The organism is Paenibacillus sp. J22R56 (assembly GCF_056269375.1).
Map to the genome: position 1 here is coordinate 42648 of NZ_JBWDNV010000011.1, position 12865 is coordinate 55512.

General features: G+C 48.3%; 6 protein-coding genes. All 6 read left to right on the top strand.

The annotated features are described in order from the left end of the window. The first annotated feature begins 490 nt into the window (after positions 1 to 490). Positions 491 to 2281, top strand: coding sequence for a cache domain-containing sensor histidine kinase (locus AC0YNT_RS24855; protein WP_475807015.1), 1791 nt, complete (start codon positions 491 to 493; stop codon positions 2279 to 2281). Between the two features lie 2 nt (positions 2282 to 2283). Further along, positions 2284 to 3846 (top strand): response regulator, encoded by a 1563-nt coding sequence (locus AC0YNT_RS24860; protein ID WP_475807016.1) that lies wholly within the window; start codon positions 2284 to 2286, stop codon positions 3844 to 3846. Between the two features lie 183 nt (positions 3847 to 4029). After that, the gene (locus tag AC0YNT_RS24865; protein WP_475807017.1) at positions 4030 to 5379 is read left to right on the top strand and encodes an ABC transporter substrate-binding protein; all 1350 of its coding nucleotides are present in this window, start codon (positions 4030 to 4032) and stop codon (positions 5377 to 5379) included. A gap of 87 nt (positions 5380 to 5466) precedes the next feature. Then, entirely contained in the window at positions 5467 to 6351 is an 885-nt protein-coding gene (locus AC0YNT_RS24870) for a carbohydrate ABC transporter permease (RefSeq protein WP_475807018.1), read from the top strand. Positions 6352 to 6354: 3 nt separating this feature from the next. Beyond that, positions 6355 to 7179 (top strand): carbohydrate ABC transporter permease, encoded by an 825-nt coding sequence (locus AC0YNT_RS24875; RefSeq protein ID WP_475807019.1) that lies wholly within the window; start codon positions 6355 to 6357, stop codon positions 7177 to 7179. A gap of 35 nt (positions 7180 to 7214) precedes the next feature. Then, positions 7215 to 12818 carry an S-layer homology domain-containing protein gene (locus tag AC0YNT_RS24880; protein ID WP_475807020.1) on the top strand — a complete coding sequence of 1868 codons (5604 nt, stop codon included), beginning with the start codon at positions 7215 to 7217 and terminating at the stop codon, positions 12816 to 12818. Positions 12819 to 12865 lie beyond the last annotated feature (47 nt).

The window sequence follows — 12865 nt, forward strand, 5'->3', positions numbered from 1 at the left end:
TGCTATATGCCGTTTCTAGCAATTCTTACTTCGAAAGCATGGACTTAAGAATTGTGATTCTTAACGGCATGCAAAATGCCGTTTCAAGCAATTCTTACTTCGTAAGCATTAACCAAAGAATTGTCACCCAAAGGGCCTAGTCGGGCCAATTGTGATGATTCTTGCTTCGAAAGCGTGGACTTAAGAATTGTGATTCTTAACGGCATGCTATATGCCGTGTCTAGCATTTCTTACTTCAAAAACAGTACCGGCACACGCCATCTCCTATAAAATGTAAGCGCTTTACCTCCTCTCCATCACAAATACGCATGCCGCGTGCTATTAATCTAACGCCTTATTTCTCTCCTGACTATTGGCTAATTTTTAGGTTTCTTGCATTCTGTTTAGGCCTATGCGAATTACAGGAAGAAAAGGTTGCCAGGTTGTTCAGCTCTATGTCAGAATCACAGTAAACGCTTACATATTAGAAATGAATAGGGGCAGGGCACAAATGAAAAAGAGACGAGGCTTTTTCCATTTTACTGGGATCAGCAGTATGACGATGCAGAAGAAGCTGATTATCGTATTTGTGGTGCTTATCATCATTCCGATCTCGGCAACGGGATTTATTTCCTATCAGAACTATATTCAATCTATTAATAAGAACACAAAAAACTACGTCACCGAGTTAATCAGCAATATGCAGACCAATCTCGATAACCATCTGGAAGATATGATGACCGTCAGCAAAATCCCTCTGTACTCGGTCTCGATGCAGCAGTATTTGAGCCACCAGGAAATGACGCTTGAAAAGCAGCGCCAGATGGACTTCTATATCGGATTACTTGATAGCATGAGGAAGGATCTCTATTCGGCCTATATCTATGATAATTTTGGAAACGTGTTCTATCGGATCAAGAGTGATGCCATTCGTGAGGATATGATGGCCCAGTATGAGAAATGGAAGGAGCTGGCCGCTGAAGGCAACGGTGATCCGGTCATCATTCCAACTCAGCGGGTTGTACGTGCGAATGGTTCTCCCCAATATTTGTTCACCGTGCTGCGAAGTATCCGGGACATCGGTACGCTCGAGACCATTGGCTTTGTAGCGGTTGATGCAGATATTCATATCATTGAGGACGTTGTTCAGGAGCTTAATACGGTAACAAACGGCAAGACGCTTATTATCGACGGCGAGAATAATGTTGCGTATGACAGCGACCACATTCTGACGGCCAGCAATATTACGGGCAATGAGGTTGTGGAGAAGGCTATTGGCGATCAAGGCAGCTTTAATATTGTGGTCGACCATATCTCCTATATTTGCAGCTACTCCGTCTCGAAGGATACCGGGTGGAAAATATTTGCGTTTATCCCCGTTAATTATCTGCATCATGATGCTCAACTGACGCGGAATGTGACCCTTACGACAACGATTGGGATTATCGGCTTTGCCCTGCTTGTCTCGGTAGTGCTGTCGTTTATGATGACGAGGTCTCTCCGTCAGATGACGGATTTGATGCGCAGTGTGCGCGGCGGAAACATGGACGTCAGCTTTGATGTAAAGCAGAAGGACGAGGTTGGCATTCTTGGCATGGAGTTCAACCGAATGCTGAGGCGGATGAAGGAGCTCATCTCGGAAATCTACGTGATCCAGTCACGTAAGAAGGAAGCGGATTTGGAGGCGCTGCAAAGCCAGATTAATCCTCATTTTATATACAATACGCTCGAAACGATCCGCATGACGGCCGAGATCAATGATGATGAGGAAGTGGCCGAGATGACCTTCACGCTTGGGAAGCTGCTGCGGTACAGTATTAATCGCGGACGCGAGACGGTAGAGCTGAGGGAGGAGATGCAGCATCTCGAGCGTTATCTTCAATTATTGCGTTACCGGTTCAACAACCGATTTAATATGACCTTCGAAATTCCGCAGGAGCTGCTGAATTTCCCTGTGATGAAACTGACTTTCCAGCCGATTGTAGAAAATGCAATCATCCACGGCGTGGAGGGCAAGCCAAATGAGGTATCCATTCGCTTATCTGCTGAGATGAAGGAGCAGCTCATTATCTTTTCTATTAAGGATGAAGGAGCAGGCATGGACGGCGTGACGCTGGATTTGCTTCGTCAATCGATGAACGGTACTCGGGATTCAGGAGGCTCGAAGACAGGGGTAGGGCTGCGCAATGTAAATGAACGAATCAAGCTGCATTATGGCGAGATGTATGGACTTGAGATTGAGAGCAAGTGGGGAGAAGGCACAACCGTCTATTTAAAACTACCTAGAAGGCAAGGTGACTAGCGATGCTTAGCATTATGATTATTGATGATGAAGATTTGATTCGCCGTGGACTGGAGAAGATTATTTCCAAGCTGAATGAGGATTACCTTGTCGTGGGCAGCTTCTCGAATGGTTTCGAGGCTTCCCAGGAGTTGGATCGTCTGGCGCCGGATGTGGTGATTACTGATATTAAAATGCCCTATATGGACGGGCTGCAGTTTATAGAGGAGCTTAGACGCCGTCTGCCGGATACAAGATGTCTGATTTTAAGCGGCTACAATGATTTCGATTATGCACGGACAGCTTTGCAATATGGCGTAAAGGATTATTTGATCAAGCCCGTCGATAAGGAAGAATTGCTCGCCAACTTGTCGCACATTCATGAGGAGCTGAAGGCTGCCAAGCAGGAAAAAGAGAAGGAACAGCTGCTGAGCAAAAAAGCTCAGATTAGCGATCTGCTGTTGAAAGAGCAGCAGCTGCGCAAGCTGCTTGGCGGTGATCTCGAAGCCCCGTTTGCTGGTGAGGCGGGCGGCTTTTCCATGTCTGCTGTGCTGGAGCAGTCTTATGCGGTGCTGACCATCCGTGCATCCAGTCAAGGGATGAAGGAACAGCTGCTGGAATGGGGAAGAACGATGGCAGCTACTGGTCTTGAGTGTGCAGTAATGGAAGCGCAGATTGTTGCTTTGCTAGTTCCCTGCCAGAAGGAAGAGGATACCGGAAGATTAGCCCATAAAACAGCACTTTGCCTTATTAATGAGCTGCAATTTGCTGCCAAAGGGAAGTTTGTGATCGGAATTAGCAGCAGTTATAAGGGGAGCGCAGCGGCAGCAGCAGCCTATAACGAAGCACTGGCATTATCCTATGCTGGTATTTACAAGCGTGAGCCATTTGCAATTGTGACGGTAAAAGAAGGAGCTAATGCCTCGGTTGACCCTGCCTTTTTTACTGGACTGATGGAAGGGGAATTTACGAAAGCTCTAGAACGGCTGGATGTAGACGGGATCGGAGCGGCTGTTCATGATTTATTCGTGGAAATAGAACGGGTAAAACCACCTTACGCGGATATTGTTCAATTCATGGCGAATCTGCTGTATACGGCTGTGCAGAAGGTTGATGGACTGCTGGATGAGCTTGTGAAGCTGACGCCGCCGGGTATTGGAGTATACCAGTCGGTCGCGGACTTTTTTAGCTTCACCGAGCTGAAGGAGCGGATTCTGCATCTGCTTGAGCTGTCATTGTACCGGCTGGCGTCTGTTCGCAAAGAGGGCGGCAATCGGGTAATCGAGACGGTAAAGCAGCTTATTCAACTGGATTATGATAAGGATGTGGAGCTGACAGAGCTGTCGGAGAAGGTATTCCTTAATCCAAGCTATCTCAGTACGTTATTCAAGCAGGAGATGGGGCAGACGATTACGCAATACGTGCTGCAGCTTCGGATGATGAAAGCGAAGGAGCTTCTGAAGAAGCGTCTGGACCTCAAGGTGTATGAAGTAGGCGAGCAGGTCGGCTATCCGGACTCTATCTATTTCAATAAGGTGTTCAAGAAGATGGTTGGCGTAACGCCGAAGGAGTATCGGAATAAGTAAACCATATGCTTCCGAAGTACTTTTTGCAGAAAGGCAGCCAATGCTGCCAAAGTCTACAAAAAGTTTAAGATCCAAAAAAAAGACCATAAATATAAGCTTACGACATTAAATTATGAAAGCGCATTCCCTATAATTGCTCTTGTAGGTAAGCGCATTCAACACATATTCGAGGGGGCGTCGAGTTTGAAGAAAAAGCAATTACTTTCCACAGTGGCAGTACTAGGCCTTGCAATGTCAATGGCAGCAGGGTGCGGTTCAAACAATGGTAACAACGAAGGTACACCAGCAAGTAACAACAAGGCGGACAATGCTGCCGCAACAAACACAGCAGACAACGCAGCAGCAACGAACACAGCTACGGAAGAGCCAGCTGCTCCGAAGATTGCCGGCAAGGTTGTATTCACAACAAACCGAACGGACCTCGTAGATACAGAGCTTAAGAATTATGCAGACAAATTCCATGAGAAATATCCGGATGCAACAGTAGAAATTGAAGCGATCAAGGATTATGACCAAACGACAAAAATCCGTATGGCGTCCAACGAACTGGCCGATATCAGCTTGATCCCGGGCACGGTGAAAAACTCGGATCTTCCAAACTTCTACCTGCCGGTTGATGATCTGGGATTGAACGACCGCATTTACTTCAAAGACAACCGCAGCCAAGACGGTAAACTATACGGTATTTCCTCGGGTAGTGCAGCGATGGGCGTAACGTATAACAAAAAAGCTTTTGCTGCAGCCGGCATCACAGCTGTACCAAAAACGCTTGATGAGTTTTATGCTGACGCAGAAAAGCTGAAAGCAGCCGGCATTACACCACTCGCGACAAACTTTAAAGACAAATGGCCGCTGTACGGCTGGGACCAAGAGGCGTTTATTTTCGCAAATGACCCATCCCTGCATAACACAATGGCTACACAGGACGAACCATTCGCCGTTGACGGTCCTCACTGGCAGGCGTTCTCGATCCTGAAGAAAATGGTAGACAGCGGTTATGTGGAGAAGGATCTGATGTCGACGAACTGGGAAGGTTCGAAGAAAGACGTTGCTTCCGGTAAAATCGCGATGTTCCTGCTCGGCAACTGGGTAGTACCGCAAGTCGTGGATAACGGCGCTGCTGCTGAAGATGTAGGCTTCTTCCCATTGCCACTGGACAACAGTGGTGAAGCGAAGGTTATCCTGGCTTCCGACTACTACTACGGCATTGATAAGAACAGCGAAAATCCGGATACAGCAAAAGCATTCCTGAAATTCCTAATCGAAGAATCCGGTTATGACGACTATGCTGGCTTCATTCCAGTATTGAAAGACAAACAGCCTAAGCTTGCTCAACTGAACGAGTTTATGGCGACTAATCCAAAAGTAATTGAGATGGCTGCTGAGAACGATGACTACCTGGCAATCGCGAACAAAATGCAATTCGACACAAGCGCATTTGCACAAGACGCTATTATGGGCAAAGACATGAAAGAAGTGTTTGCTTCCTACAACAAGAAGTGGAAAGATGCGAAGGCTGCATTAGCTAAATAAGTACGTCATTGGAAGAGAAGATGATTATCGGTATTCTTCGATAACGTTTTCTCTTCCTCCTTATCACGAAGTAAAGAAGGGCTGCCGATGTTTGCAATGAGTTACAAGGTACAGCGTTATGTCATCTTATTTTCATTCCTGACGGTTCCGCTGCTGCTGCTTGCGGTATTTTCCTTCTATCCAGCAATATATCTGGCTTGGCTGAGCTTTACCTCATGGGACGGCTACAGCCCGGAGAAGGCTTGGGTAGGCTTTAACAACTACAAGGAAATTTTCACGAATGTGGATATCTTCAGTGTATTCTCCCATAACGTTGTTTACTTCATGGGCGGGATTGTCCAGAACATTCTTGCTTTGTTTTTCGCGGTACTGCTGAATTCACGGTTAAGAGGACGCAATACGTTCCGTGTGCTGCTCTTCCTGCCGTATATTCTGAACAGTGTTGCGATCGCTTATATGTTCACTTATGTCTACGACGCACAGAACGGCTCGCTTAATGCGCTGCTTACTTCCATCGGGCTGGAATCCTGGATTAAGAGCTGGCTCGGAGATGCTGGAATCGTCAACTACTCACTAGCTTTCATCTCGATGTGGAAGTTCATGGGCTTTAATATGGTTATTTATTTAGGTGCTTTACAATCCATTCCGGGTGACCTGTATGAAGCGGCGAAGATTGATGGAGCAGGGCCATTCAAGTCCTTCCTCTACATTACTTGGCCGAGCATTATCAAGATTGTAGAACTAAGCATGCTGCTTACGGTCAGCGGAGCACTCGAAGTATTCGATCTGCCGTTTGTAATGACCAAAGGTGGTCCAGCTGGCGCAAGCCAAACCTTCGTTACGAAAAGCGTAGAGACAGCTTTCAACTTCAGCAACTATGGTCTCGCTTCGGCAATGGGGATGGTGCTGCTGTGTATCGTGGTGTTGGTTATTTTCGTACAGCGGAAGCTGATCTTACGGGGGGAGGAATAGAAAATGTCCCGTACGATTGCTAATGTACTGAAGTACGCGGTGCTGCTTGTGGCTGTATTTGTTATCTTGTTCCCTCCTTATGTCGTCATCTTGAATGCGTTCAAGGGTAATGAGGAGTATGCCAAATCCAATGTTTTTGATTTTCCTAAGTCGTTCGCTTATTTCGAAAACTTCTCGACCGTGTTTCACCGCGGGGATATGCTTCAGGCTTTTTCGAACACAGGTATTATTCTCATGCTGTCCGTCCTTGGCAATGTGCTGATGGGTACGATGGTGGCGTTTGCGCTGGGCCGGTTCAATTTTAAGCTGAAGTCCTGGATCCTTGGCGCTTATGTAGCGGCTACACTTATCCCTTCGGTTACGACACAGGTGGCCACCTTCGGCATTATTAAAGAGCTCGGTTTGTTCAATTCCTTGTATGGTCCGGTTCTGCTCTATCTTGGTACGGACGTGGTTCAAATCTACTTATATCTGCAATTCATACGCCATATTCCTTACGATCTTGATGAGAATGCGATGATTGAAGGTGCTTCTTTATTCCGAATCTATCGCTCGATTATTTTCCCGCTGCTTGCACCGGCGACAGCGACTGCGATTATTCTGAAAAGCATTTCAATCTACAACGATATGTATATCCCTTATCTGTACATGCCCTCGCAAAAGCTGCGTGTTGTTTCCACAGGGCTTATGAACTTTGTTGGCGTCAACAGCGCGCAGTGGAACGTGGTGTGTGCGGCGTTGCTTATCATTCTTATTCCGACGACTATTCTATATCTCATCATGCAGCGTTTCATCTTCTCGGGAATCGTCAGCGGTTCGGTTAAATAACTTAAAGTCACCATTTCATATGAAGGAGTGGACTTATGTTTATACGCAAGAAGATGCTCTCATTAAGTCTCGCGGTGCTTGTAGCCGCATCTATCTGTATGCCGGGTCTCCAAGGGACGAAGGTATACGCCGAGGAGGACGCAGCTCCACAAGCTTCGTCTTCATTTATCACGCGCAGCGGCGATAAACTGATGGACGGCGATCAGGAGTTCCGGTTCATCTCAGCGAACGTTCCAACCTTGTCCATGGTAGAGGATATTTATTGGCGGACACCAACCGAGTGGGAGCAGGCGGACGCATTCCAGACGCTTGTCCAAATGGGCGGTACGGTAACAAGGCCGTATGTTCTGTCTGTGAAGAAAGCGGATGATGCTGCAGATACGGTTCGCCACATTATGGGCGTTGGCTCGGACGGCAAGCTGATCTTTAATGAAGAAGCGTTTGTAGCTTACGATAAAATGATCCAGCTGGCTGGTGAGTACGGTATACACCTCATTCTGCCGTTCGTTGACCAATATCAATGGCAGGGCGGGATAAGTGAATATGCCTCCTTCCGCGGTAAAAACAAAGACGCGTTCTGGACCGACCCGGAGTTGATCGCTGACTTCAAATCGGTCATTGCATACACGCTTAACCGCGTGAATACGTTCACCCATGTTGCTTATAAGGATGACCCGACGATTCTCGCTTGGGAGACCGGCAATGAGCTGGTACCGGCGACGACAACATGGACGCATGACATCGCTACTTATATTAAGAGCCTGGACAGCAACCATCTCGTTATAGATGGTAAATACGGGATCGACGATGCTTCTCTTAATGATAATGCGATCGACATCGTATCGAATCACTACTACCCGGATCATTACCCAATTTATGCTTCCCAGGTGAATGTTGACAGGAATAAAGCGGCAGGCAAAAAGCCGTTTATCGTCGGGGAGTTTGGGTTTAAGCCAACGAATGAGGTTACCTCCTTCCTGGATAATGCGATCGAAAATGGTACATCCGGCGCCATGATCTGGAGCCTGCGTTATCACAGCAGGGATGGAGGCTTCTATCCGCATACGGAATCAACGTTTAACGGTGTATTTTATGGCGCATACCGCTATCCGGGCTTCCCGTCTGGCGATGGCTTTGATGAGACGAATATGCTGCAGATGCTGCGGGACAAAGCGTTCGAGATCCGCGGGATTAGTGACCCGCCTGCGATTGAGAAGCCAGCACCTGCGGTTATGCTGCCTGTTGATTCCGTATCGACAATCAGCTGGCTTGGCTCTGCTGGAGCTTCATCCTACCGGCTTGAACGTTCCGAGCAGCCGGATAGCGGCTGGACAACGATTGGCGAAGACGTCTATGATGCCGTTCCAACGGAATCACAGCTATTCGACGATACGACCGCAGTAACAGGACAGTCTTATTACTATCGTGTCACAGCTAAGAACAGTGCAGGGGAATCCGCTCCCTCGGCAGCGGTAGGGCCTGTTGTTGCAAAGCATGTGATTTTGGATGAAATACGCAATTTCAGCAAGATGTACAGCTATACATCGGATCTGGAATATGAAAGCCATGATCCAAGTGCGTTTGGCGGGGATGTATCCCGGATGAAAGCATTAGCGGCAGATAATCAGAGCGTGCAATATGCGATTCCGCTTCGTGCGGATGGCACACCAGTGAAGGTGCTTTCGGTGAAGGTGGAAGGTTATGTTGCAGCGGGCCAAAGCGATCAGAACTTCAGCTTGTCGGCCTCCACCGATGGAACCGAATTTACAGCAGTTGAAGCGGATGTGACGGAATCGGGGGGTAACTGGAAGAAGCGGGTGTACACTGCTGGAGAACAGGCAGATGGGGTGAAGCTGCTAGAGATTGACTACCCGGCCACCTCTACGGCAGGACAACTCGGCAAGGTTACCATTGAGTATGAGCATGACGGAACTGCTCTGACATTCCCGGATTCCGTTCAACAGGGCAGTATTAAAAATGGGATTTTAACAGATGACCTGAACAACTTCCTGAAGATGGATTCACATTCGGCGAACCTTGGTTTTTCATCAGATTCGACGGAATTCTACGATGGGGATACGAAGCGTCTGGTGCGTACGTCTAATGAGCATGAATGGTTTACCTATAAGGTGGACGGCGATATGAACTATTTCAAGTTCTTAGAGTATGCTCGTCAGAATCCAGCCGAGTTTGTCTTGCCGGATTTCAAGTTCTACACCTCGGCGAATGGAACGGATTATACCGAGTTTACGAATGTCGTGAAGTCGAGTACCATGGGCAAAGGCTATTGGGCGAAAACCCAATATATCGCTTATCAGCTTCCGGCTGGTACCCGTTATGTGAAGTTTGAGTTCCCGGTTCTGCCGAAGGATTTTGCGAGTCAGACCTGGAATCCGCAGGTGAGCAACCTGCAGATTGGTGTTGGCAGTGCGAAGCTGGATCCTCCGGCGGAGATAACTAAATCAGCGGTTATCGATGATTTTGAAGGCTACACAGGATCAAACAATGCGCTGCGAGCAGCGTACAAAGTGAACCAAGATGGTGGTTCGCCAGTTACATTGACGCTTGATGCAGCAGGCAAAGTTAGCGGCTCATACGCGATGAAGCTGTCGACTGATCTCAGCAAAGGCTGGGGCGGTATGGAGAAGGATCTGGCAGGAGCTGATTGGTCGGGTAACAGCGGTATTCAGCTGTGGGTGAACCCAGGCGGCAGGGATGTTGGGCTGACCCTGCAGTTGACCGAAGGGATGACTACGCAGAGCGAAGTGTGGAAATCGGATACCCGCATCAGCGGTAACGAGCCGGTACTTGTGCAGCTCCCATTCCGCAACTTTTATATACCGGACTGGTGGAAGAACAGCCATGTTGGTCAAGGCAATGGTGTCGTTGATTTAAGCGATGCCGCTTCGTTTGGATTATATTTCGATGGGACGGCTGGCGATACGAACTTAATTATTGATGATATTAAGCTTTATCGCGTGCCAACGATTGATACCTTCGAAAGCTACGGAGGCGATAATGCCAAGCTGGCAGGAAGCTACACCGTACACCCGGACGGCGGCCCAGTTACGATTTCTCTGGACGCTGGATATAAGAGCGAAGGCGAGCAAGGAATGAAGCTGGCTTATGATTTGACGAACAAAGGATTTGCTGGTGTAATCAAATCACTTGGCGGAATTGACTGGACTGGTAATACTGGTCTTCAGCTGTGGCTGGAGCCGGACGGTCAGAACAGAGGAGTTACCGTGCAGGTGAGGGAAACAAGCGGCGAGTATTGGGAGGCCAAAGTGGCGACCTCCGGGACAGCTCCGCATACCGTCAGCGTACCTTTCCACTTGTTCACTATGCCAAGCTGGAGCAGTAAAGACAACGAGAAGCTAGATATTAACTCGATTGCAGAGTTTGCGGTATATGTAGACCGCGGAGCAGGAGAAGCAGGTACTGGTGCTATTTATCTGGATGATATTAAGGCAGCTAAGCTGAAGGATATTGATACATTTGAGTATTATCAAGGGTCCTCCTCTCTTGCGGGTGCTGCATATAACCGAGATATAAAAGGTGGTGATATCGCTGCCTCTCTTGATTCTACTTGGAAGAAGAGCGGCCGTTATGCTCTTAAGCTAGATTACACGTTAACTGATACTGTTGGTTACGCCGGTGTGAATAAGGCGCTTGGTGCGATGGATTGGTCAGAAGGCGGTAATGCGGTTCAGTTCTGGATGCTGCCTAATGGAGCGAATCAAGGACTGACGTTCCAGTTCAAAGAGACAGACGGCGATATTTGGGAAGCACAGATTATGATGGCAGGCACAGAAGAGCAGCTTGTTACCATTCCTCTTGCAGGCTTTAGCCATACCCGTTGGTCTACGGGGGATGGCGTTCTGGATGTGTCGAGTGTAGCGGAGTATTCATTCTATGTGAATAAAGGAAGCGGCTCAGCAGGTACGTATTCTGTAAGTCTGGACGATGTTGGGCTAACCACGATTCCGATCATCGACAACTTCGATTACTATGACGGTTCAGAGCTTATCGGGCAGAAGGCCTATACCCGCAACACTTGGGGCGGCGAACTTACGATGATGCCTGATGCGGATCATAAGGAAAGCGGCCGCTACGGAGTGAAATATGCCTACAAGTATCCAGATGCGGCAACAACCTTTGCTGGAGCTACCAAGCTGCTGGGATCAGCAGATTGGACCGGTCAGGACGGTATCCGGTTCTGGTACACGCCGGACGGAACGGGCAATAAACTGGTTGTGCAGTTCATAGAATCTGACGGCGAGGCTTGGGAGTATTACGTAACCCTTAACGGAACAGAGCCTAAAGTATTAATAATGCCGTTTGACCAGTTCGTTCATGCACCTTGGAATACGGCCGGTAACGGGAAGATCGATCTGGATGCAATCTCGCAGTTTTCCTTGTATGTCAATCAGGGAGAAAGTAAGTTAAATGAAGGTGTCTTGTACTTTGACTCCATTGGACTTTATCAAGAAGAGATGGGGCCAATTGGGCCATCTAATCCAGGTACGCCTCAAGATAAGACGATCCTTGAGGTAACGGCTGGGCAGCTTGAGCCAACTGGCCAAGGTCCGGTTGAACTGAAGGCGCCAGCAGGCTTAACCACACTCAAGCTGCCTTTGCAGGCAGGAGAGCTGCTTGGACAAAGTGATCTTCACATTTCGTTTGGTGATGTAGTCCTTACGGTTGACGCAGAAGCGCTGAAGGCCGCTTCTCAACTGATTGCTCTAAGCGGACAAAGCGGGGCAGCAAGCTTGTATATTTCCTTAACTTCTTCGAATGGAACGGTAACCGTTCCTCAAGCAGCAGGTGAGGAATGGCAGGCAGCAGGAACAGTATACGATATCCAGGTCGGCGTCTGGCCGGCAGCTGGCAGCAAGCAAGCCTTTAAAAATTGGGCGTATCCTATTTCTCTGTTGCTCCCAGTAGGCGGAAGCGTTAATCCGAAGCTGGCTGGCATCTATATGAGCAATGCTAATGGCGGGTGGACTTATGCTGGCGGCCGTACCGATGCGAAGGGAGCCGTAATCCGTACGTTCATCACGCAATCCGGAAGCTATACTGTACTCACAAGAGCGAAGCATTTTGCAGATATCCCGGCAGATTCCTGGGCAAGCGATGCGGTGCAGCAGCTTGCAGCTCTACAGATTATTAACGGCATTGATGCGGAGCATTTTGCACCAAACCGGTCTATTACGCGGGGTGAATTTGCAGTCATTCTGGCAAAAGTGCTGGAGCTGCCTGCGGCTGAGAAGCTGACGTTCACGGATGTGAGGGCAGAGGCTTATTATGCAGCTTCGATTGCTGCAGCTGCACAAGCTGGTTTAATTAATGGCCGCGATGCAGATACGTTTGCACCAAATGATAATATCAGCAGGGAAGAGATGGCTGCTCTTATCATCCGTGCTTATGAGTTGAAGCATGGGGTAGTTAATGCTGGTGAACATCAATATCACGACATTGCTAATATATCCAGCTGGGCACTTGAAGCGATTAACAAGGCTTTTGCCTCCGGTCTAATGAATGGTGTGGGCAATGATAACTTCGCGCCAGGCCAAGAGGTTACCCGTGCGGAAGCAGCGGTTGGTCTAGCACGTCTGCTCGACAGACTGCTGTCATAAAGCATTATAAAAAGGCGCCGAGTTATGGCGCCTTTTTATAATAGAGA

Bases quoted from the DNA above. Each gene is read 5' to 3' on its own strand.
- AC0YNT_RS24860 (WP_475807016.1), top strand. From the start codon at position 2,284: ATGCTTAGCATTATGATTATTGATGATGAAGATTTGATTCGCCGTGGA.
- AC0YNT_RS24870 (WP_475807018.1), top strand. From the start codon at position 5,467: ATGTTTGCAATGAGTTACAAGGTACAGCGTTATGTCATCTTATTTTCA.
- AC0YNT_RS24855 (WP_475807015.1), top strand. From the start codon at position 491: ATGAAAAAGAGACGAGGCTTTTTCCATTTTACTGGGATCAGCAGTATG.
- AC0YNT_RS24880 (WP_475807020.1), top strand. From the start codon at position 7,215: ATGTTTATACGCAAGAAGATGCTCTCATTAAGTCTCGCGGTGCTTGTA.
- AC0YNT_RS24875 (WP_475807019.1), top strand. From the start codon at position 6,355: ATGTCCCGTACGATTGCTAATGTACTGAAGTACGCGGTGCTGCTTGTG.